A 20,391-nucleotide genomic window follows, 5' to 3' on the forward strand; every position below is an offset into this window, starting at 1 on the left:
CGGTTTGACATAGCGACGGAATATCCATCACCCAAAAGCAACGGTATGCGGGGCTGGCTAACATGCGTCTGCGCCTTGTACGCCGAGCCGCTCAAGCGCTTGGCCGAAGAGAACGCCGCCGAAGTCAGCCGACGCGATGCGCTGGGCCGGATGTCCGAATACCTGCGCAAGGAAATCGGCAAGACCTTCACCGAACTGGTGCTCGAACGTCGGATGCATGCGGCGCGCAATTACTTGCTCAATGGAACACGGCCAGTGGGCGAAGTGGCGAGGTTGTGCGGTTTTGCCGACGAGGCATATTTTTCCAGGCGTTTTCGCCAGATACATGGACAGCCGCCGGGGCAGTTCAGGCGACAGCAGTTGAATCCGGACAGTCCGCAGTTGCCGTTGAACAATGGCTAGATACATCCGCCGCCATGAGCCGGCATCGTCAGGTTATCTATACTGGCTTCCCGGATGAAAATCAGAGCGTGAACAATGGCCCTCACCCCCCATCAAAACCCTCCAGTCATTCTGGTCCCCGCTCAACAAAGCGACTCGGAGGATCTGGCAGGCATTCGAATCGAGGCCATGCGCGAAAGCCTGGAGCGTGTGGGGCGATTTGATCCGGTGCGGGCGCGCGAGCGGTTTCTTGGTGGTTTCCAACCCTGCCATACACGCCACATCGAGGTGTCGGGAAAGAGGGTTGGGTTCGTTGTGGTCAAGCCTTTCAGTCATGAACTCTTGCTTGACCACTTATATGTAAGGCCCTGCGCGCAAGGATCAGGAATAGGCGCTGCTGTGCTCGATCATATTTTCAACGAAGCGGATGCAGCCGCGCTCCCGGTCAGGGTGGGTGCCCTTAAGGAAAGCGCCTCGAATCGCTTTTACACCCGCCACGGTTTCCAATTCGTCGAAAGCAGCGAGTTCGACAACTATTATGTTCGGCAGAGCGCTTGCACGGCGGACCCGGCTCGCTAGCTGGCTATCGACACAGTCACCGTAGAATCAACACCGCCGCCACCGCAATCACGGCCACCACGCCAAAGACCATCCGCGCGATCCACGGCGCGGTGAGCCAGACGCCGGTCACCCCGGCAATCTGCCCCACGTTCTTTTCGGTCAGGCGGAAACTCGGCTCCCGGAAAGGATTGCCGCAATGTGGGCAGGCGTAGGCCTTGTCGGAAATTCGGGAAGCGCATTCAGGGCAATCAATCAGACTCATTGTGCGACCTCAGGGAGAGACGAACTTGGGGTACTGACAAAGACCACGGATTTCCGGTTTTTGTTCTGAATCGAGTAAACCTTTTGGAGAGTGCGCTACGTAAAAGCGAACTGCTTCACAGCCAACAAGATAGTCCAGCCACTACTGTGGGGGTTTTACGCGCCGGATAAGATCGTTCAGCACGTAGGTGTCCAGGAAGGCTGTGACTTCAATGATCTGACCATTCTTGAAGGTCATGTGCCACAGGTAGGTGTTGTTGTAGGGTTTGTGATCAAGCGCCGTGGCTGTTCCGTTCCACAGAACAACCACGACATCATTCTGAGCAACGATGCTCTGCACCGTGGGGACAATCGGTGTTGCCAGTCGCGCAGTAATCGGCCGCACGACTTGGGCCAGCTCAGCCTTGCTGTTATAGACACCGGAAACAGGACTCGTCCCGGCCACGGTCCATTTCGCATTGGGCGCCAGCAGATCGAACACCGTGCCTTTGCCCTGCTGCCAGTGAGTGAACGCCTGGCGGACCAGAGTCGCATTCGCGTGCTGGGTGTTTTCCGAAGCCCAGACGCTGTTCGAAAAAAATACTAAAGACAGTGCAAGCGCCTGGACGCGCCAAGCCAAATTCATCCATCGGGTCATGATGTTCTCCCACAGCAATGCAGTTGATAAGACGCTCTTCCAGGAGAACCTTAACGGCATGTGCCCAGAAACCTTTGCCCGATACTGCTGTGAGGTTGCCTGATGCTATTCAGTGACGAGGCTCCACGAGCAGCCGTTCATCAAGCAATTTGCCGTGCCTTTCTGCCTTCAGTCTTAGCGACCTTCTTGCCCCAGTGCTCAATCTCCCACCCTCACCGGGAAGCTATCGCACGCCGGGGGAGAATTTTTCATTCCGAGAGAGAGGCTGGTTTCCAGAATCGCCCGGCCAGCCAGCGACTGACACTCAAGGCCCAGGCAAACAGAGCGATCAATCCGACACTAAGCAGCATCCCATTCACGCCCGTGCTGCTGATGAGCTTGCCGGCGATAAAGGGAAACCCGAATACGCCAATGAAGTAGGACAGGCTGAAAAGCAGCAGTGCTTGTGCGGTCAGTCCAGGTGGCGCCTCGTTGGCAGCCAAGCCGTTAATGACCGAATAGTTGAGACCATAACCGACCCCAAGCAAGGCGGCGGTCAACCCATAACTCAGACTGTCATGGACCCACACACCGAACCCCGTCACGGCGACCAACATCAGCGTGGTCAACAGGCAAGAGGTTGCGAAAGGGTCACGGCTGACCACCCACCCGGCAATCAACAACCGACAAGCGATAGCCGCCCCCATGAAACCGATGAAAAACAGGGAGTAGTCAAGCCCCTGACTGGCTGCATAACTGGTCTGGAAACTGCCCAGGCCACCGAAGATCGCGCCCCCCAGCCCCACCATCAAAATGGACAACGCTGAACGTGAGCGCAGCACATCCGTCGCCGATCTCAGCCCCATCCGAGCCTTATCGCCAGACCGGCGCTCCACTTCGGCAAAGCCCGTTCTCAGCCACCAGAAATACAGCCCACCCAGCGATGCCGCGGCAGCGGCAAAGAAGAAAGCTGTCTGGATGGGTAACCCAACGGAGCTGGCCAACTTGCCTGACAGAGGGCCACTACCGATCCCCGTCAACATGCTGCCCGACAAAAGCGCGAAGCAATGAGTCCGCCTGGCTGGCTCGACCATCGCTGCGACCATGATGGGCCCAACCGTGTAAAACAGTCCCCAGCCGATCCCCAGCATCAAACCGCAGGCCAACAAACCGATGCCTAGGCCCGATAGCAGCGCAAACCCCATGGACGCAATGACCAGAAATACAGCGCCAAGGGCCATGCACAGTGCAGCGCCTACGCGCTGCATCAAATGCCCCGAGGCGACCACCGCGACCAGGGTACTCGTCATGGCAACGGCAAAGACTTGCCCTGCGTCGCGCTCAGTTCCCCCCAGGGAGGACACCAGCAGCGAGACCAGGAAAGTGGCGCCATAAGAAATGGACAGAAGGAAACTGGCTACGCAAAACAGGCCGAATCGATTGGAGGGCCTGCCGTTGGAGAGCGATGACATCGGTGTTTTTCCACGCGTAGAACAAGCCTTTTTGTAGCACGGCTACATGCGGGGATAGTCATTTGGGTGGCGGAGTCAAGGTTAGGAAATTCGCACCTTTTGCGCTGACGGCGTATCACCTGGGTGCCATTGCCCCTATCGTCATTTTTTTAAGACGGCAGAAACCACAAAACCCCTGGTTTTCTTGGAAAACCAGGGGTTTTGTGTATATCGAATTTGGCGGTGAAGGAGAGATTCGAACTCTCGATACAGTTTCCTGTATACACACTTTCCAGGCGTGCTCCTTAAGCCACTCGGACACTTCACCGTATCTCGGCAAACTGTTCAGTCTGTCGAGGCGCGCTAATGTAGTCGAAAGCTTTTCCGATGGCAAAGGTTTTTTTCAGAATTTTCATGCGGTTAAGCTTGGTCGGGCATTTCAAACGCGCCTGGGCATGGCAAACCGGCCAATCTTCGGGGCTATGCAGGCGCTGCTCTATAGATGAAGGCGAAGCGGGATGGGCGGGCCAGGCTGTTTGCGGGGCTTGGAGCTGACCGGTGAGTCAGTCACGGCGCTTTACCTGGCCTGCGGCGGTGGGTAACGTCTGCGTCACTTCTCTTACAAGGAATAGCGTCATGAGCGACTTGATTGCCTACCACCTCGAAGACGGTATCGCGACCCTGACCTTGAACAACGGCAAGGTCAATGCCATCTCGCCGGATGTGATTGCCGCGTTCAACGCTGCGCTGGACCAGGCGACGGCGGATCGGGCGGTGGTGATCATTACCGGGCAACCGGGGATTTTGTCGGGTGGTTACGATCTGAAGGTGATGACCGCCGGTCCCAAGGAAGCGGTGAGCCTGGTCACGGCCGGCTCGACCCTGGCCCGTCGCTTGTTGTCGCACCCCTTCCCTGTCGTTGTCGCTTGCCCGGGGCATGCGGTGGCCAAGGGTGCGTTCCTGCTGCTCTCGGCGGACTATCGCATTGGTGTGGAAGGGCCTTTCAGCATCGGCCTGAACGAGGTGCAGATCGGCATGACCATGCACCACGCCGGTATCGAGCTGGCCCGTGATCGCCTGCGCAAGTCGGCGTTTCATCGCTCGGTAATCAATGCCGAGATGTTCAATCCGCAGGGCGCTGTGGATGCGGGCTTCCTCGACAAGGTGGTGTCGGCCGAAGAACTGCAGGGCGCGGCCCTGGAAGCGGCGCGTCAGTTGAAGAAGATCAACATGACAGCCCACAAGAACACCAAACTGAAAGTACGCAAGGCTCTGCTGGAAACGCTGGACAGTGCGATTCTGCTGGATCAGGAGCACTTGGGCTGACGCTTGTAGGAGCTGTCGAGCGGAGCGAGGCTGCGATCTTTTGATCCTTCGCTCCGGACTCAATTGGCAATGGAAAGATCGCAGCCTCGCTCCGCTCGTCAGCGCCTACGGGCCCAGAGAGAGCTAGCCCTCACCTGGAGTCGGGCTTTTTCCTACGCGCGTCGCTTAAAAGTCCTCAACCGCTCTAGGCCGCGTCTGTCACACCATGTGGAAACATGCGCTTAAACATCGTCCATTTCCTACCTCTATAGGGGCAATTGCCGAAAACAGTGCACATCCGTACACTGCGCCACCTTTTGTCCCGATGGGGCCTGTAGATGCTGTTTGTATTGCGTATGTTGTTGATGGGCCTGCATTTTGTATTGGCTGGCGTGCTCGGGGTGATTCTGGGCCTGTGCCGGCCGTTCAACCCGGACAACAGCCGTTTATGCGCACGGTTTTACGCATTGCCGGCGATGTGCATTTTGCGCCTGCGGGTCCGGACACAAGTCGACACGCTGGTGAATAAGCCTAACGGCTGCGTCATCATCGCCAACCACCAATCCAACTATGACCTGTTCATGTTCGGCAATGTGGTGCCGCGCCGTACCGTGTGCATCGGTAAGAAGAGCCTGAAATGGGTGCCGCTGTTCGGGCAATTGTTCTGGCTGGCGGGCAACGTGTTGATCGACCGCGGCAACGCGATCAAGGCACGACAGTCGATGCTGACCACCACCCATACCTTGCAGCACGAGGACACCTCGATCTGGGTTTTCCCGGAGGGCACGCGCAACCTGGGTGAAGACCTGCTGCCGTTCAAGAAAGGCGCCTTCCAGATGGCAATAGCCGCCGGGGTGCCGATTGTTCCGGTGTGCGTCAGCAGCTACATCAAGCATATGCGCCTCAATCGCTGGCGCAGCGGTGACATCCTCATACGCTCATTGCCGGCGATTCCTACAGCCGGGTTGAGCATGGATGACATGCCCCGGCTCATCGCCCAATGCCGTGAGCAGATGCGCGAGTGCATCGCGACAATGGACCGGCAGTTGCAAGCCGCCTGAATGGAAAACCCGCCCCCTCGGCGGGTTTTCTTTTACCGCCGAACTCCGCAGATTTTGCTGACTCTCAAGCTACAGGGCGCGCTAAGCTGAACGCCGCCTGCCACTGCCATTTTCCAATAAGAAGTGAACCACCATTATGGGTAGAGTCGTTGCTGCTGCGGTCTACAGCGCTGGTAAAAAAGTCACCAATATCACCCTCGACGAAGGCAGTGCCTGGGCTGCCAAACCTGGTCATTTTGTGTGGATCGGTCTCGAAGAGCCCAGCGCCCTGGAGCTGACCAACCTGCAGCGTCAATTCAACCTGCACGAATTGGCGATCGAAGACGCCATGGAGAAACACAGCCGGCCCAAGCTGGAGACCTTTGGCGATGCGCTGTTTATCGTCACGTATTCGCCGATACGCAAGGACGGCAAGTTGCTGTTCATCGAAACCCATATCTTTGCCGGCAAGGGCTACATCATCACGGCTCGCAACGGCCACTCCGCGTCCTACGCCCATGTCCGGCAGCGCTGTGAGGCACGTCCGCTTTTACTGAAACACGGGGAAGATTTCGTCCTCTACGCCATCCTTGATTTCGTGATTGAAAACTACCAGCCCATGGGTGAAGCCATTCACGCCGAAATTGATGAGCTGGAACACAATGTCATGTGCAGCTCCCTGAACGAACGGGACATCCAGAACCTGCACAGCTTGCGCCGCGACGTATTGCGCCTGCGCCGTTACGCGGCACCAATGGTGGAGATCAGTGAAGAGTTGCAGAAACTCGACTTCCCCTTTATCGACAAGAACATGAGCCCGTATTTCCGCGACGTGCAGATTCATGTCACGCGGCAAATGGAAGACCTGGCCACCCTGGCCGACATCGCCAGCCAGACCATCGAAGTCGGCGTGCTGCTCGAAGCTTCGCGCCAGAGCGTGGTGCAGCGCAAGTTCGCGGCTTGGGCGGCGATCCTGGCGTTTCCCACGGCCGTGGCCGGGATCTATGGGATGAACTTCCAGGACATGCCGGAGTTGAGTTGGCAATACGGCTATTTCGCGGTGCTGGGGGTTATTGCGGTGGGCTGCTCATCGCTGTGGTTGAGCTTCAAGCGATCGGGGTGGTTGTAGGCGAGCGTTCTTCGCTGGGACTTGTGTGGGACTTATCGTCGGAACGCCGCCCGGAGCAAGCTCGCTCCCACAGGGGATTTGCGTCGTACACAGATCCAGTGTGGGAGCGAGCTTGCTCGCGATGACGGAGGCACATTCAATATCACTGCAAGCTGATCCACCGCGATCGCGAACAAGCTCGCTCCCACATTAGAGAGTGGTGATCTTTAGCCTTGGGTGGCTTCAGCCTGCGGCTTGTGAGCGACGAAACGCATCATCCACTCCGCCACCGTGGTGCCGTGGTGCTCGTGGGCCAGGCTCGCCACGCCCTGGCTGTAGATCTGCTCACCAAGATGTTGCTGGCGAATCTCCAGCAAGGCCCGGGAATAATCATGGATGAATTCCGGATGGCCCTGGAAGCACAGCACTTGGTCGTTGATGTGGTAGGCGGCGAATGGGCAGAAATCGCTAGAGGCGATGACGGTCGCGCTTTCGGGCAGTTCGGTCACCTGGTCCTGATGGCTGATCAGCAAGGTCAGTTCTTCCATCACCGGGCTCATCCAAGGCGCCTTGGCGGCGAGTTTGTAGCGATGGGTGCCGACGCCCCAGCCTTGGGTGGCGCGTTCGGTCTTGCCGCCCAGCAACAACGCCAACAGCTGGTGACCAAAGCACACACCGAGCAATTTATCGCCGCGCTGATAGCGCTCCAGCAGGTAAGTCTTGAGGGTTTGAATCCAAGGGTCGGTGCCGAAGGAATCAGCCTTGCTGCCGGTCACCAGATAAGCGTCGAACTGCTCGTCATCGCTGGGGTAATGCCCCTCCATCACGTTGTATACGATGAATTCGGCCGCGATGGGCTGCTGCGAAAACAGGCGCTGGAACATCTGCCCGTAACCCTGATATTGGTCGACCAGTTCCGGACGCAGGATATCGGTTTCCAGAATGCAGATGCGTAGCGACATAAAAAATACCTGACACGATGATGGGAATATTGCACACCCCAGAGCCTGCCCTGAAACACCGTCCCAAGGCAAGCCCCTTCCCGGGTCTGTCAGAACAGTTCGTGGCGGGCGGCTTTCTCCAACAACAAGGCCGGCGGTGAGAAGCGCTCGCCATATTGCTCGGCCAGATACTGGGCGCGACCGACAAAGTCCTGCAGGCCGTATTGATTGATGAACTGCAGCGCACCACCGGTCCAGGCGGCGAAGCCAATACCGAAGATCGAGCCGACGTTAGCGTCAGCTGTCGAAGTCAGCACCCCCTCCTCCATGCAGCGTACGGTTTCCAGGGCCTGGATGAACAGCAGGCGATCACGGATATCCTGTGGGGAAATCTGCCCGTCGGCTTTCTCGAAGCGGCTTTTGAGCGCCGGCCACAGGTACTTTTGCCCATCGGCCGGGTATTCATAGAAACCGGCACCGGCGGCCTTGCCCGGGCGCTTGTATTCGTTGAGCAACAAGTCAATCACGGCGAACGCCGGGTGCTCAATCGGCGCTTTCCCTTCTGCGCGCAGGTCCTTGGCGGTTTGCGCACGGATATGGCTCATCAGGCTGAGGGAAACTTCGTCAGAGATCGCCAGAGGCCCGACCGGCATCCCAGCCTTGCGCGCCTCGGTCTCGATCATCGGCGCACTCACGCCCTCGCCGAGCATGGCAATGCCCTCATTGGTAAAGGTGCCGAACACCCGCGACGTAAAGAAGCCGCGACTGTCGTTGACCACAATCGGCGTCTTGTTGATCTGCAGGACAAAATCGAACCCCCGGGCCAGGGTCGCGTCACTGGTGCGCGCGCCCTTGATGATCTCCACCAGAGGCATTTTTTCCACCGGGCTGAAGAAGTGCAGGCCGATGAACTTCGTCGGGTCCGGCACAGCCATGGCCAGGCCGGTGATGGGCAAGGTCGAGGTGTTGGAAGCGATCACCGCATCATCGCCCACCACCGCCTGGGCGGCGGCCGACACACTGGCTTTCAGGGCGCGATCTTCAAACACCGCTTCGATGATCAGGTCGCAGCCGGCCAGGTCTGCGTTGCTGTCGGTGGGGTGAATCCGCGCCAGCGTGGCTTCGCGCTGCTCGGCGGTGAGTTGGCCGCGGGCGACCTTTTTATCCAGCAACGCCGCCGAACGGGCCTTGCCCTTCTCGGCCGCCGCCACATCGACATCCTTGAGTACCACGGCGATGCCGGCCACGGCGCTGACATAGGCGATACCCGCCCCCATCATGCCCGCGCCGAGCACACCGACTTTTTTCGTCAGATAAGGCGCAAAACCCTGTGGGCGAGAACCACCGGCCTTGATCTCGTTGAGCTGGAACCAGAAGGTGCCAATCAGGTTCTTCGCCACCTGGCCGGTGGTCAGTTCGGTGAAGTAGCGGGTTTCGATCAGGTGCGCGGTGTCGAAATCTACCTGGGCGCCCTCCACCGCTGCGCAGAGGATTTTCTCCGGTGCTGGCAGGCAACCCTGGGTCTTGTTGCGCAGGATCGAAGGGGCGATAGCCAGCATTTGCGCAACTTTCGGGTCAGACGGCGTGCCGCCCGGCAGTCGATAGCCCTTTGCATCCCAGGGTTGGATGACGCTGGGGTTGGCAAGAATCCAGGCCCGGGATTTGGCCAGCAGTTCGTCACGATCCTTCGCCAGCTCATCGAGCAAACCGGCCTGCAGCGCTTGTTGCGCATTGACCTTCTTGCCCTCGAGCAGATACGGCAAGGCCTTTTCCAGACCAAGCAGGCGCACCATCCGCACCACCCCGCCGCCGCCCGGCAACAGACCAAGCGTGACTTCCGGCAAGCCGAGCTGCACCGACGGCAGGTCCAGGGCCACGCGATGATGGCAGGCCAGGCAGATTTCCCAACCACCGCCGAGGGCCGCGCCATTGATGGCCGCCACCACGGGCTTGCCCAAGGTTTCCAAGGCTCGCAGTTGCGCTTTAAGCCGCAGGACCATGTCGTAGAAAGCCTTGGCCTCGGGCTTGCCGACCTTGATCAATTCGTTGAGGTCACCGCCCGCGAAGAAGGTGTGCTTGGCCGAGGTGATGATCACACCGGCAATCGAGTCCTTTTCAGCCTGCAAACGGGCGACGCAGGCGGCCATGGCCTCACGGTACACCGCGTTCATGGTGTTGGCGCTCTGGCCCGGCATGTCCAGGGTCAGGACGACGATCCGGTCCTGGCCGGTTTCGTAACGAATGGCATCGGTCATGAAAAAGTGTTCCTTGAAGTCGGGGCTCAGAGGCGTTCAATGACGGTGGCAATGCCCATGCCGCCGCCGACACAGAGGGTCGCCAGGCCATAACGCAGGCGACGCACCTCCAATTCGTCGAGCAACGTGCCAAGGATTGCGCACCCCGTAGCGCCCAAGGGGTGCCCCATGGCGATGGAGCCGCCGTTGACGTTGACCTTGGCCGGGTCGATGGCCATGTCCTTGATGAACTTGAGCACCACCGAGGCGAAGGCTTCGTTGACTTCGAACAGGTCGATGTCCTCCACCCGCAACCCGGCCTTGACCAGGGCCTTGCGGGTAGCCGGCGCCGGGCCGGTGAGCATGATGGTCGGGTCGGTGCTGGTGACGGCGGTGGCGACGATCCGCGCCCGGGGTTGCAGGCCCATGGCGCGCCCCTTGGCTTCGGAACCGATCAGCATCAGCGCCGCACCGTCGACGATGCCGGAACTGTTACCCGGCGTGTGCACGTGATGGATTCGTTCGACATGGCTGTAGACGCGCAACGCCGTGCCATCGAAGCCCATCTGGCCCATGGCTTCGAAGCTTGGCTTGAGCTTGCCCAGGCCTTCGAGCGTGGAGTCGGCGCGGATGAATTGGTCGTGGTCCAACAACACGATGCCATTCTGGTCCCGCACGGCGACCAGGGATTTATTGAACGAACCGTCAGCCCGGGCACGCGCCGCTTTCTGCTGGGAATGCAGCGCATAACCGTCGACATCCTCACGGCTAAAGCCTTCCAGCGTGGCGATCAGGTCGGCGCCGATGCCCTGGGGAACGAAGTGGCCGTGCAGGTTGGATTGCGGGTCCAGCGCCCACGCGCCGCCATCGCTGCCCATGGGCACCCGGGACATGGATTCGACGCCGCCGGCCACCACCAGGTCTTCGAAGCCGGAACGCACTTTCATGGCCGCCAGGTTCACCGCCTCCAGGCCCGAGGCGCAAAACCGATTGAGTTGCACGCCTGCCACGCTGACATCCCAGTTGGCCACCAGCGCAGCGGTCTTGGCGATATCGGCCCCCTGTTCACCCACCGGAGTCACGCAACCGAGCACGATGTCATCGACCTGGCTGGTGTCCAGATCCATGCGCTGCTGCAAGGCGCTGAGCAGACCACCCAGCAGGTTCACCGGCTTGACGCTGTGCAAGGCACCATCGGCCTTGCCCTTGCCACGGGGCGTGCGTAATGCGTCGAAAATCAAAGCTTGGGTCATGACGTCCTCGAAACCACGGGGTAATGCGATGCCTTCAACCATAAGCCCAGCGGCGCCGGATTCAATGACCACAGCGCTCAATGGCGTTGACGGCCACGCTCAGACGAACGGTAGCGAGCTATCGGGTTAACCGATTCAGGAGGGCAAGCTGTCTAGCAAAAGGGCCGGCAGGAAGGTGGCAATAGGCCTCATACCTTTTTTAGAGCAGCCTGTACCAAGCTGATATGAATTGGATCTAAGCCAAGGCCGCCGCGGCCCCTAATGTAATCCTTGTACAAGAAAGTCGTCGGGTTTTGCCGAGGCGCTTGTCGAACAGGAAGTGCAACGCCAGCCGCCATGGATATGCAGGCTGGCTTTTAGGAAATAACAATAAAGGCGGGTCAGCCATGTTCAAACATTCGAAAGTTCGCCAAGCCGGACTCATTCTCTTTGCCACAACGCTGCTGTTGATTTTGCCGAATATCACCAAGGTGATTGGCTGAATCCTGCGCGAGGGCATCTGCATCATTCATTAGTTGTGTCGCCAAAAAATGTGACGGGTTCTCTGTTCGAGCCGCGATGGCTGTGCCAACCTTTGCGGCACCCCTCGACATGGAAGGCGATCGACTTGAAAGCTCTTATTGTGTTCGGGGCGTTGCTGCTCAGCACGCCCCTTTATGCCGCGCAACTGGTGCTGGAGTTGGGCGCGGGCACGCGCACCTGGCAAACCGAAGAACTGCTCAAGCACCCGGACGCTCAAACGGTCCAGATCGCTGATGACGTTTCCTACAAGAAACCCATGACCTATCGAGCCGTACCGCTGACGGCACTGTTGACGGGCGTCCAGGCGGACGACCATCTGCAAGCCGTTGCCCTGGACGGCTTCGCTGCCGAAATGCCTGCGGCGCCATTACTCAACAAGAGTGGCGCCCGAGCCTGGCTGGCGATCGAGGACCCGGCCAAGCCCTGGCCGCCGCTGGGGGAAGGCAAGCACAGTGCCGGGCCTTTCTACCTGGTCTGGACCGATCCGCAGGCTGGCCACATCAGCCCGGAGCAATGGCCCTACGCGGTGGCGACCATCAAGCGCCTGTCGGCCGTGGCCGAACGCTTCCCGGCCCTGCTGCCGGCGCCCAACCTGGCCAAGGACGACCCGATCAATAAAGGTTTCGAACTGTTCCAGAAAAATTGCCTGGCGTGCCATCGGCTCAATGGCGCAGGCGATGCACAGTTCGGCCCTGACCTGAACATCCCTTTCAACCCGACCGAATACTTCTCCGGGGATTTCCTCAAGCGCTACATTCGCGACCCACAAGCGCTGCGTCGCTGGCCCCAGGGCAAGATGCCCGGATTCTCGGCTGCGGTGCTGCCGGATTCGGAGCTGGATTTGCTGGTGGGTTATTTGAAGCATATGGCGGGACGCAAGCAGCCGTTGGCCCCGTGAGATTGGTTTTTTTGTGGCAAGGGAGCTTGCTGCGCAGCAGCCCCTTAAAAAGCTTGCGAACGCTTCGCACTCGAGCGGGAGCAAGCGCCCTCGCCACAAAAGCTCCCTCGTTGGAGAGCTATTGTTGTTGCACCGTGATCACCGGCGCCGGTGGCACGACCAGCTTGGCATGCATCTGCTCACAACCGCCGCCACGCCGCATGCCACGCACCGGGCAGGCGTCCAGGTAATCCAGGCCTACGGCCAGCTTCAGGTGGCGCTCCGGACGGGCCAATTGGTTGGTCACGTCGAAACTGTACCAGGCGTCGTCAAGCCAGGCTTCTGCCCAGGCATGGCTTGCCAGGTGTTCGCTCTCTTCGCTGAACAGATACCCCGACACATACCGCGCCGGCACCCCCAGGCTACGGGCGCAGGCCAGGAAAGCGTGGGTGTGATCCTGGCACACCCCGCTACGACCGGCAAAAGCCTGGGCCGCACTGGTCTCCACTTCAGTGGTGCCAGGGGTGTAGATCATGTGCTGGTTCAGCCCATGCATCAGGTCGATCAGCGCCGTGCGATCGCGACGCTGCTGACACTGCTGCGCAGCGAAGGCTCGAAGGGCCTCGTCCGCCTCGGTCAGCCGGGTGAAGCGCAGGAACGGCAGCGCTGACTGACTCTCGTGCTCGGCTTCACGCGACGGATCGATATCCACTTGTCCGCGGGCGCCGATGATGACCGTTTCGTGGGGTTCGTCCAGGGTCAGTACGTGAAGGATGTTGCCGAACGGGTCCAACTGCGCCCGCACCGGCCGGGGCAGATCCAGTTGCCAGCTCAGTACATGCTGACGTTCGCTGTCGTGGGGCGTCAGGCGCAGGTACTGGATACTGGCGCGCACCTGATCTTCATAGTGGTAGGCCGTTTCGTGGCTGATCGAGAGTCTCATATGACCTCCAGGTAGGAACTGTGAATGGCATTGCCCAGTTCACGGACCAGTGGGATGAATTCGGTGAGCCAGGCATGCAGGCCCCCGTCGAGGATTTCGTTGATGCCGGTGTAGCGCAGGCGTGCGTCCATTTCCGCCGCCAGCCGTTGTGCCTGCCGGCCGTTGGTGCCTGGCAGGCTCGCGAGGATCTGGTTGATTTCTTCGGTACAGGCGCGCAGCGAACGCGGTACGTCGGCGCGCAACAGCAGCAACTCAGCCACATGGCGAGCGCCCGGGGCGTCACGGTAGATCTCGGTATAGGCTTCGAAGGACGACAAGGCCCGCAACAAGGCGCTCCATTGGTAATACGCGTGGGCCGTGCCATCGCTGACCGTCTCGGCCTGGTCGCCGGCCATTTCGTAGCGGGCGTCGAGCAAGCGCAGGGTGTTGTCGGCCCTTTCGATGAAGGTCCCCAGGCGAATGAAGCGGAACGCATCGTTGCGCATGATGGTGCCGTAGGTTGCACCACGAAACAGGTGGGATCGCTCCTTGATCCACTCACAGAAACGGCTCATGCCGTAGCGATTCAAGCCTTGCTCGGCGATCCCACGAATTTCCAGCCAGGTGGCGTTGATGTTTTCCCACATGTCGGCGGTGATACGCCCACGTACCGCATGGGCACTGGCTCGCGCGGCGCCGAGACAACTGTAGATGCTGGCCGGGTTGGCCGCTTCCAGGGCAAAGAAATGCAGCAGGCGCTCGGCGTGCAGCTCGCCGTGTCGCTCCCGGTAATCATCCAGCGTGCCGGTGATCAGCAATGGCATGGCCAGCTCGTGCAGGCCATCGCCACGCCCATCCTGGGGCATCAGCGACAGCGAATAGCTGACATCGAGCATCCGTGCGAGGTTTTCCGCACGCTCCAGGTAGCGCGACATCCAGTACAGGTCCGAGGCGGTTCTACTCAGCATGGCAGCTCCTCAATCCTCGACCACCCAAGTGTCCTTGGTCCCACCGCCCTGGGATGAATTCACCACCAGGGAGCCTTCGCGCAGCGCCACCCGTGTCAGCCCGCCAGGCACCACGCGGGTCTCGCGCCCCGACAGCACAAACGGCCGCAAATCGATGTGGCGCGGGGCGATGCCGTTTTCGACAAAGGTCGGGCAGGTCGAGAGCGACAGCGTCGGCTGGGCGATGTAGGCGTGCGGCTTGGCCTTGATCCGCTCGCGAAAGGCATCGATCTGCGCTGTCGTCGCGGCCGGCCCCACCAGCATTCCATAACCGCCGGAGCCCTGGGTTTCCTTGACCACCAGATCGGGAAGATTCGCCAGCACGTGGGAAAGCTCAGCGGGATTACGGCATTGCCATGTAGGAACGTTCTTCAGGATCGGCTCTTCGTCCAGGTAAAAACGGATCATGTCGGTGACGAACGGGTACACCGATTTGTCGTCCGCCACGCCCGTGCCGATGGCATTGGCCAGCACCACGTTGCCGGAACGGTAGGACGACAACAGGCCCGGTACGCCGAGCATCGAATCCGGGTTGAAGGCCAGTGGATCAAGGAACGCGTCGTCGAGGCGACGGTAGATCACATCCACGGCTTTCGGGCCGTCGGTGGTGCGCATGAACACTTTGTCATCGCGTACGAACAGGTCGGCGCCTTCCACCAACTCCACACCCATCTCCCGGGCCAGGAACGCGTGCTCGAAGAACGCGCTGTTGAAACGCCCCGGCGTGAGCACCACGACGCTGGGATCGTCCAGCGGGCTGGAGCTTTTCAGGGTGTCGAGCAGCAGGTTCGGATAATGGTCGATGGGGGCGATGCGCTGGGCGGCGAACAGTTCGGGGAACAGGCGCATCATCATCTTGCGGTCTTCGAGCATGTAGCTGACGCCGCTGGGCGTACGAAGATTGTCTTCGAGCACGTAGTACGTGCCGTCACCGTCGCGCACCAGATCGACACCACAAATGTGCGCGTAGATGTCACGGTGCAGGTCCAGCCCCTGCATCGCCAGTTGGTATTGCTCGTTGGCCAGCACCTGCTCGGCGGGAATGATGCCGGCACGGATGATCCGTTGTTCGTGGTAGAGGTCGGCCAGGAACATGTTCAGCGCCTTGACCCGCTGGATGCAGCCACGTTCGACCACCCGCCATTCACTGGCCGGGATGCTGCGTGGGATCGTGTCGAAAGGGATCAGGCGCTCGGTCCCCTGCTCGTCGCCGTAGAGCGTGAACGTAATGCCAGCACGATGAAACAACAGGTCGGCTTCGCGCCTGCGTTGCGCCAGCAGCTCGTCAGGCGTTTCAGCCAGCCAGCGGGCAAACGCCTGGTAATGCGGACGGACCTGGCCGTTGGCATCGTACATTTCATCAAAACCGCTGCGGATCATGCCGTACTCCTTGTCACCCTGGCAGCAAGGCTTCGCAAGCCCCGTGCCATCGGCATAAACGCTTTATGATCAACGGGTTGGATTCTCCTCTGACAGGCCGCGCACTTTTCTAGTGCAGCAAATACCCCCACCCCGCTGCCCCCCGCTCCATTGCGACGCAGGGGCGTCGCTCTGCTGAGCATAGTCACGGAAAAACGACGCGGCTTGATCTGGATACAGTTAGGTACAAAACCTGGGGAAGTGATTGCGGTGTGTCAGCGGGTAATGATGTTGATTGTGCGGCCGCCATCGCGAGCAAGCTCGCTCCCACAATGGATTGTCTGCACCCTGTGGGAGCGAGCTTGCTCGCGATGGCGGTGCTTCAGATGCTCATTCATTGCTACGCGCACATGAAAACGGCCGACACAAAGGTCAGCCGTTGCTGTGGTTGCGGTGAGTAACTGTCAGGCCTGCAGGCGCCGGATCTCTTGCTTGACGCCCCAGCCCTCGATAACGCCACCCAAGGGTTCGACGACTGCCTCAAAGTCTTGCTCGAAGTCTCCTATGTCATCGTAAGTGGCGTACATCACCCGGCTCAGTTCCAATGACCAAGCCCCGTCGTCCCGTGCACTGATCTGCGCGTTCAGCGACTCTCCCCGAAAATGACCTGCCGCCCTGCGCGCCCGCTCCTCGTCCGGGAAAATGGCGTAGAACTCAATGGGATGGAATCGGGAAAAATCGAAACCGCCTTCTTTCATGCGGCGCAATACGCTGGTGCTGATGTCTTCTTGATAGGCTGTGCTCATGAAACGTCCTCCTGAAACCAATGGATAGACTTTCCGTCTTCCCGTGCGTGAAGCCCTCGGGCTGCAAGCGTTACGGCATCAAATGGCCGTCGGGACACAAGCATGTAGCTGACAAGACCGGACCTTGGCGATCCTTTCGCTGATCTCAATTGCAGAGTAGCCGTAAGTGGTGGCCACTGCCAAGCGAGACCAGGCACCGTTTCATGAAATCGGTGTAATGCTGATGATTTCGATACTGTGCTGGGACTTGAGGTTCTTGACGGTGGGATCTTCAGTACGACCTTCCAGGTCGTTAAGGTCCAGTTGGGCGGAAACGGGCAGCAATTTTTCGCGAATCAGTTGTGCCGCCTGCTCCATAGTAGGCTCCTGCTCGTAGTCGAACTGCTCGACGATGGCTTCGCCATGATCATCCACGAAAGTGATTTCCCACTTTTGCATCGGTGTCTCCTTGATCAATTCAGGGCCTGGCTTACCTTTATCTCGACATTGGGGGCCGGACAATCGTTCCACTGGGCGCCTGGACGGCACACATGAAAAGACCGCCTCTGGGGCGGTCTCCTGGTGTGCAGCCGTGGCCGATCAGTTTTCGGCGCGTTCCTTCAGGGCTTTCAAGGTGTTGAACGGCGCATCCACCACAAACTTGTTCGCCAGCCAGGACGGTACGTCACCCCCTGGCTCGGTGTGGACCTGGTAGGTCACTTCGATCTGGTCAGCGCCTTTTGGCGTGAACGTCCAGAAGCCTTCAACCTGGGTCACTCGCACGAAACCTTGCTCTTCAGGCAGGTATTTCGGCACGCCCTTGAGCTTGCGGGTCAGGCTGCCATCGGCGCCCTCCTCGGTGGTGACTTGCAGCACCGAGTCTCGGGCCGTCACCGGCCATGGCGTGTTGAACTGGGTGTAGGTCCAACTTTGATTGCCTTCGTGCTTGAGCAGTTTCTGGCTCTTGCATTCATGAATCCAGGCGCAAGCGCCGGGAACGTCTTCCTGCAGGGCCCGCAGCTTGGCCATGGTGGTTTTCATCACCGTCACGCCGCGATAGGCCTTGTACTTGGAGCCCGCCACTTCACTGAGGGAAACCTTGATACCGTCCTTCTCCTTGGCAACCTGCCAATCCTCTGCCTGAGCGGTGGCCGTTGCCAGCAATACGGTCAACCCACACAACACAGCCATACGATGCAGCGAACCCATAGTTTTTTCCTTATTGTCCAAGTTCGTTCATTTCGGATCCGTTCATTGACCCTTACGCTGCCGTGACTTGCTCCCACCAACCGATCAGCCGGATGGCCTCTTCACTGCTGCTGCCGCACACCTCGATGTCGGCGTCGAACGCCGAGCACACTGCCGGACGTTCCGGCTGGCCGAAGATCCGGCACAGGTTATCGACTGACAATTGCGCGCAACGTTCTCCCGCCGGTTTGCCTTGGGGCATGCCAGGGATCGATGAGCTGATGGAAGGGGCGATGCAACAGGCGCCACAGCCTTCACGGCATTTCATGACGGCGACATCCTCACGACAGTAATGGTTAGTAACAGAACACAGAGTACCGGCTAAAACACTCGTTTTAAATTACCGTCTGCGTGTTTTTTTGCCCAGGGCGAGATGACCGAACGGTCAACGACGAGCTGCAGGCCTGTCGAAGGTTATTGCTTGAATTCGAAGTCCAGCACCGCACCTTCCACCTCATTGCGCTCCTGGTTGCGCAGTGGCAGCTGCATTTCATTGCTCAACAAACGGCCATTGAGCTGAAACGGCCCGGGTTTCTCGCCAAACATCGACGGCAAGAGGGGTTCACGCTTGGGTTGCACCAACTTACCCGGTGGTTGCAGTTCCTCGACCATGTCACGAGGCAGGCTCAGATCGAGCTTGGCCGGCGGCAATGGGGTCTTGGCGACCTCGTGGGCGGATTTGCTCTTGGAAGCGATGGGCGCGCGCTTTTTTTTCGCGGGAGCTGCCTTTTTAGTGGAAGTTTTCTTGGTCACTGCAGTTTTTTTCGGCGTATCTTTCGTGGCAGTGGCGGCCGGTTTTTCCTGCGCTGGAGTTGCCGCGACGACGCCTCCCATGTAGAAGGCGCTCAACAGGCCGATCAAAACCCAGGCAGCAGGAACAATGGCTTTCATAGACACAACGGCACTGACGACAGGGACCCCCATGCTCGCCTGATAATGAGGCGCTGACAAGCACATCGAGCTAAGCCACTGACGCCTAAAGAAATCCGTTGGCCGTCTCTTGGCACAATTGAGTGGCCAACATCCCCAGTGTCATCAAGGCCCGCTCCGCCTCACGGTTCCAGGGAGTGCCACAGTTCAAGCGAATGCAGTGGTTGAACTGCTCGGTGTTACTGAAAATCAGCCCTGGCGCGATGCTGATGCCTTGTTGCAACGCCCGCACATGCAACTCCTGGGTATTGACCCGCCCCGGCAGGCTGACCCACAGGATGAAGCCGCCAGTGGGACGACTCATCTGCGTGCCTTCGGGGAAGTGCTGCTGCACCGCCAGTTGAAAGGCGCTGAGGTTCTTGCGGTACTCCTGGCGGATATAGCGCAAGTGCCGGTCATAGCCGCCGTTTTCCAGGTACGCGGCGATGCCCATCTGCGTGACACTGCACGCGGAGTGAGTGCTGAAGGTCTGGAGCCGCTGGATTTCCTGCTGGAATTTACCCGCGATCATCCAGCCGATGCGCACGCCCGGCGACAACGTCTTGGAAAAACTCGAACAGTAGATGACCCGGTCCAGCCGGTCATAGGCCTTGAGGGCCTTGGTGCGCCCCTGTTCGAACATCAACTCGCCATAGATATCGTCCTCGACGATCTGGATGTCGAAGTCCGACGCCAAGCGCAGCAGTTGCTTTTGCCGCTCTTCAGGCATGGTGCCGCCCAAAGGATTGCTCAGGCGCGTGGTCAGCACCAACGCCTTGATCGACCATTGGTTGGCCGCCAACTGCAAGGCCTCCAGGCTCATGCCGGTGACCGGGTCGCTGGGGATCTCGATGACCTTGAGGCCCAACAGATCCGCCAGTTGCAGCAAGCCGTAATAGGTCGGCGACTCGGCGGCGATCAAGTCCCCCGGCCGCGTCAGCACCCGCAAGGACATTTGCAGTGCGTCAACGCAGCCGTGGGTGATCACCACCTCGGAAGGGTCTACCACGACGCCGGCATCGCGCATGCGAATCGCCACCTGGCGACGCAACGGCTCGAAGCCTGGGCTGAACATGTAGCTGAACGCCCGCGGGCTGTGGAAACGCGTGACCTTGGCCAATTGCTGATGCAAGGCCCGAACCGGCAGATAGTCGACGCTTGGCACCGCCGCGCCCAGGGGAAACACCCCTTCGCGGCGCGACTCGACCAATACTTGTTGGATGATGCTGCTGCGCGTCACCAACCCCGGACGCTCTACCCGGGCAATGTCCGGCGTCGGCGCCGTCAGGGCGGGCGTCTGGTGCACGTAGTAGCCTGACTGCGGCCGCGCGCGAATCAGCCCCTGGTCTTCAAGGTTGGCGTAGGCCTGCAGTACCGTGGCATGGCTGACGTTGAGCTGCGAGCTCATCTTGCGCACCGAGGGCACGCGTTCACCGGGCTGATACACACCGCGCCGGATGTCTTCAGCAAGCTGTTGAGCAATACGTTGATAGAGCAGAAGGTTGGTCATGACGCAGCACTCGATTTCACGGGCATTTTATTCTTGTCGGAAACGATACCGGAACAGTTTAGAAGTGTACTGGGACAGTTGCCAGATTACTCGACAGTACA

Annotated in this window: 20 protein-coding genes, 1 tRNA gene and 1 pseudogene; 6 read left to right on the forward strand and 16 right to left on the reverse strand. The window is 59.6% G+C overall.

What is annotated here, in order from left to right; all coding sequences use genetic code 11:
* Positions 1–66: 66 nt before the first annotated feature.
* Positions 67–402: pseudogene (locus tag Q7F16_RS27595) on the forward strand (helix-turn-helix transcriptional regulator); the annotation flags it as partial.
* A 75-nt stretch (positions 403–477) separates the two neighbouring features.
* A complete protein-coding gene (locus Q7F16_RS27600) occupies positions 478–960 on the forward strand; it encodes a GNAT family N-acetyltransferase (RefSeq protein WP_046063721.1) in 483 nt (160 codons plus the stop codon).
* Between the two features lie 16 nt (positions 961–976).
* Here the strand turns inward: Q7F16_RS27600 and Q7F16_RS27605 are convergent, their stop codons facing one another.
* The 4 genes from Q7F16_RS27605 to Q7F16_RS27620 form a co-directional block, all read right to left on the reverse strand.
* Positions 977–1,204, reverse strand: a complete 228-nt coding sequence (locus Q7F16_RS27605; protein ID WP_003204158.1) for an integrase — start codon at positions 1,202–1,204, stop codon at positions 977–979.
* Positions 1,205–1,345: 141 nt separating this feature from the next.
* Positions 1,346–1,828: a nuclear transport factor 2 family protein gene (locus Q7F16_RS27610; RefSeq protein WP_041476380.1), complete on the reverse strand. Its 483-nt coding sequence runs from the start codon at positions 1,826–1,828 to the stop codon at positions 1,346–1,348.
* Positions 1,829–2,088: 260 nt separating this feature from the next.
* Entirely contained in the window at positions 2,089–3,291 is a 1,203-nt protein-coding gene (locus Q7F16_RS27615) for an MFS transporter (protein ID WP_409557105.1), read from the reverse strand.
* A gap of 217 nt (positions 3,292–3,508) precedes the next feature.
* Positions 3,509–3,598 (reverse strand) — tRNA-Ser (locus tag Q7F16_RS27620).
* Positions 3,599–3,906: 308 nt separating this feature from the next.
* Here Q7F16_RS27620 and Q7F16_RS27625 point away from each other — a divergent pair.
* The 3 genes from Q7F16_RS27625 (at position 3,907) to Q7F16_RS27635 (ending at position 6,744) form a co-directional block, all read left to right on the forward strand.
* On the forward strand, positions 3,907–4,596 hold the full coding sequence (locus tag Q7F16_RS27625) for a crotonase/enoyl-CoA hydratase family protein (RefSeq protein ID WP_058544274.1): 690 nt from the start codon (positions 3,907–3,909) through the stop codon (positions 4,594–4,596).
* A gap of 317 nt (positions 4,597–4,913) precedes the next feature.
* Positions 4,914–5,636: a 1-acylglycerol-3-phosphate O-acyltransferase gene (locus tag Q7F16_RS27630; RefSeq protein WP_046063715.1), complete on the forward strand. Its 723-nt coding sequence runs from the start codon at positions 4,914–4,916 to the stop codon at positions 5,634–5,636.
* 136 nt (positions 5,637–5,772) lie between these two features.
* Positions 5,773–6,744, forward strand: a complete 972-nt coding sequence (locus tag Q7F16_RS27635; protein WP_014339460.1) for a magnesium and cobalt transport protein CorA — start codon at positions 5,773–5,775, stop codon at positions 6,742–6,744.
* Between the two features lie 206 nt (positions 6,745–6,950).
* Here the strand turns inward: Q7F16_RS27635 and Q7F16_RS27640 are convergent, their stop codons facing one another.
* The 3 genes from Q7F16_RS27640 to Q7F16_RS27650 form a co-directional block, all read right to left on the reverse strand.
* The gene (locus tag Q7F16_RS27640; RefSeq protein ID WP_046063714.1) at positions 6,951–7,685 is read right to left on the reverse strand and encodes an amidotransferase; all 735 of its coding nucleotides are present in this window, start codon (positions 7,683–7,685) and stop codon (positions 6,951–6,953) included.
* A gap of 89 nt (positions 7,686–7,774) precedes the next feature.
* Positions 7,775–9,919 carry a 3-hydroxyacyl-CoA dehydrogenase NAD-binding domain-containing protein gene (locus Q7F16_RS27645; protein WP_409557106.1) on the reverse strand — a complete coding sequence of 715 codons (2,145 nt, stop codon included), beginning with the start codon at positions 9,917–9,919 and terminating at the stop codon, positions 7,775–7,777.
* 26 nt (positions 9,920–9,945) lie between these two features.
* Complete coding sequence (locus Q7F16_RS27650) at positions 9,946–11,151, reverse strand: acetyl-CoA C-acetyltransferase (RefSeq protein ID WP_409557107.1); 1,206 nt, start codon at positions 11,149–11,151, stop codon at positions 9,946–9,948.
* Between the two features lie 607 nt (positions 11,152–11,758).
* On the opposite strand from Q7F16_RS27650, the gene Q7F16_RS27655 reads away from it, so the two are divergent.
* Positions 11,759–12,571, forward strand: a complete 813-nt coding sequence (locus tag Q7F16_RS27655) for a c-type cytochrome (protein WP_046063712.1) — start codon at positions 11,759–11,761, stop codon at positions 12,569–12,571.
* 118 nt (positions 12,572–12,689) lie between these two features.
* On the opposite strand, the gene Q7F16_RS27660 is transcribed toward Q7F16_RS27655, so the two are convergent.
* From Q7F16_RS27660 to Q7F16_RS27700, 9 genes are all read right to left on the reverse strand, one after another.
* On the reverse strand, positions 12,690–13,493 hold the full coding sequence (locus Q7F16_RS27660) for a transglutaminase family protein (RefSeq protein ID WP_046063711.1): 804 nt from the start codon (positions 13,491–13,493) through the stop codon (positions 12,690–12,692).
* Positions 13,490–14,440, reverse strand: a complete 951-nt coding sequence (locus tag Q7F16_RS27665; protein ID WP_046063710.1) for an alpha-E domain-containing protein — start codon at positions 14,438–14,440, stop codon at positions 13,490–13,492. Before Q7F16_RS27665 ends, Q7F16_RS27660 begins: the two co-directional genes overlap by 4 nt.
* 9 nt (positions 14,441–14,449) lie before the next feature.
* A complete protein-coding gene (locus Q7F16_RS27670; RefSeq protein WP_014339467.1) occupies positions 14,450–15,859 on the reverse strand; it encodes a circularly permuted type 2 ATP-grasp protein in 1,410 nt (469 codons plus the stop codon).
* Between the two features lie 443 nt (positions 15,860–16,302).
* Positions 16,303–16,644, reverse strand: a complete 342-nt coding sequence (locus Q7F16_RS27675; protein ID WP_003179463.1) for a ribonuclease E inhibitor RraB — start codon at positions 16,642–16,644, stop codon at positions 16,303–16,305.
* Between the two features lie 201 nt (positions 16,645–16,845).
* Positions 16,846–17,082 carry a hypothetical protein gene (locus tag Q7F16_RS27680; protein WP_046063709.1) on the reverse strand — a complete coding sequence of 79 codons (237 nt, stop codon included), beginning with the start codon at positions 17,080–17,082 and terminating at the stop codon, positions 16,846–16,848.
* Between the two features lie 141 nt (positions 17,083–17,223).
* A complete protein-coding gene (locus Q7F16_RS27685; RefSeq protein WP_014339469.1) occupies positions 17,224–17,832 on the reverse strand; it encodes an START domain-containing protein in 609 nt (202 codons plus the stop codon).
* Between the two features lie 52 nt (positions 17,833–17,884).
* On the reverse strand, positions 17,885–18,139 hold the full coding sequence (locus tag Q7F16_RS27690; RefSeq protein ID WP_014339470.1) for a YkgJ family cysteine cluster protein: 255 nt from the start codon (positions 18,137–18,139) through the stop codon (positions 17,885–17,887).
* Between the two features lie 146 nt (positions 18,140–18,285).
* On the reverse strand, positions 18,286–18,762 hold the full coding sequence (locus Q7F16_RS27695) for a translation initiation factor 2 (protein WP_409557108.1): 477 nt from the start codon (positions 18,760–18,762) through the stop codon (positions 18,286–18,288).
* Positions 18,763–18,847: 85 nt separating this feature from the next.
* A complete protein-coding gene (locus Q7F16_RS27700; RefSeq protein ID WP_046063707.1) occupies positions 18,848–20,290 on the reverse strand; it encodes an aminotransferase-like domain-containing protein in 1,443 nt (480 codons plus the stop codon).
* Positions 20,291–20,391 lie beyond the last annotated feature (101 nt).

This window comes from Pseudomonas sp. Lb2C2 (assembly GCF_052112205.1).
GTDB lineage: Bacteria > Pseudomonadota > Gammaproteobacteria > Pseudomonadales > Pseudomonadaceae > Aquipseudomonas > Aquipseudomonas kilonensis.

What these genes read in the sequence shown, in the direction of transcription:
- Q7F16_RS27625 (WP_058544274.1), top strand. Translation starts at nt 3,907, where the DNA reads ATGAGCGACTTGATTGCCTACCACCTCGAAGACGGTATCGCGACCCTG.
- Q7F16_RS27680 (WP_046063709.1), bottom strand. Translation starts at nt 17,082, where the DNA reads ATGCAAAAGTGGGAAATCACTTTCGTGGATGATCATGGCGAAGCCATC.
- Q7F16_RS27645 (WP_409557106.1), bottom strand. Translation starts at nt 9,919, where the DNA reads ATGACCGATGCCATTCGTTACGAAACCGGCCAGGACCGGATCGTCGTC.
- Q7F16_RS27700 (WP_046063707.1), bottom strand. Translation starts at nt 20,290, where the DNA reads ATGACCAACCTTCTGCTCTATCAACGTATTGCTCAACAGCTTGCTGAA.
- Q7F16_RS27635 (WP_014339460.1), top strand. Translation starts at nt 5,773, where the DNA reads ATGGGTAGAGTCGTTGCTGCTGCGGTCTACAGCGCTGGTAAAAAAGTC.
- Q7F16_RS27670 (WP_014339467.1), bottom strand. Translation starts at nt 15,859, where the DNA reads ATGATCCGCAGCGGTTTTGATGAAATGTACGATGCCAACGGCCAGGTC.
- Q7F16_RS27610 (WP_041476380.1), bottom strand. Translation starts at nt 1,828, where the DNA reads ATGAATTTGGCTTGGCGCGTCCAGGCGCTTGCACTGTCTTTAGTATTT.
- Q7F16_RS27615 (WP_409557105.1), bottom strand. Translation starts at nt 3,291, where the DNA reads ATGTCATCGCTCTCCAACGGCAGGCCCTCCAATCGATTCGGCCTGTTT.
- Q7F16_RS27665 (WP_046063710.1), bottom strand. Translation starts at nt 14,440, where the DNA reads ATGCTGAGTAGAACCGCCTCGGACCTGTACTGGATGTCGCGCTACCTG.
- Q7F16_RS27675 (WP_003179463.1), bottom strand. Translation starts at nt 16,644, where the DNA reads ATGAGCACAGCCTATCAAGAAGACATCAGCACCAGCGTATTGCGCCGC.
- Q7F16_RS27685 (WP_014339469.1), bottom strand. Translation starts at nt 17,832, where the DNA reads ATGGGTTCGCTGCATCGTATGGCTGTGTTGTGTGGGTTGACCGTATTG.
- Q7F16_RS27640 (WP_046063714.1), bottom strand. Translation starts at nt 7,685, where the DNA reads ATGTCGCTACGCATCTGCATTCTGGAAACCGATATCCTGCGTCCGGAA.
- Q7F16_RS27600 (WP_046063721.1), top strand. Translation starts at nt 478, where the DNA reads ATGGCCCTCACCCCCCATCAAAACCCTCCAGTCATTCTGGTCCCCGCT.
- Q7F16_RS27690 (WP_014339470.1), bottom strand. Translation starts at nt 18,139, where the DNA reads ATGAAATGCCGTGAAGGCTGTGGCGCCTGTTGCATCGCCCCTTCCATC.
- Q7F16_RS27650 (WP_409557107.1), bottom strand. Translation starts at nt 11,151, where the DNA reads ATGACCCAAGCTTTGATTTTCGACGCATTACGCACGCCCCGTGGCAAG.
- Q7F16_RS27695 (WP_409557108.1), bottom strand. Translation starts at nt 18,762, where the DNA reads ATGAAAGCCATTGTTCCTGCTGCCTGGGTTTTGATCGGCCTGTTGAGC.
- Q7F16_RS27605 (WP_003204158.1), bottom strand. Translation starts at nt 1,204, where the DNA reads ATGAGTCTGATTGATTGCCCTGAATGCGCTTCCCGAATTTCCGACAAG.
- Q7F16_RS27630 (WP_046063715.1), top strand. Translation starts at nt 4,914, where the DNA reads ATGCTGTTTGTATTGCGTATGTTGTTGATGGGCCTGCATTTTGTATTG.
- Q7F16_RS27660 (WP_046063711.1), bottom strand. Translation starts at nt 13,493, where the DNA reads ATGAGACTCTCGATCAGCCACGAAACGGCCTACCACTATGAAGATCAG.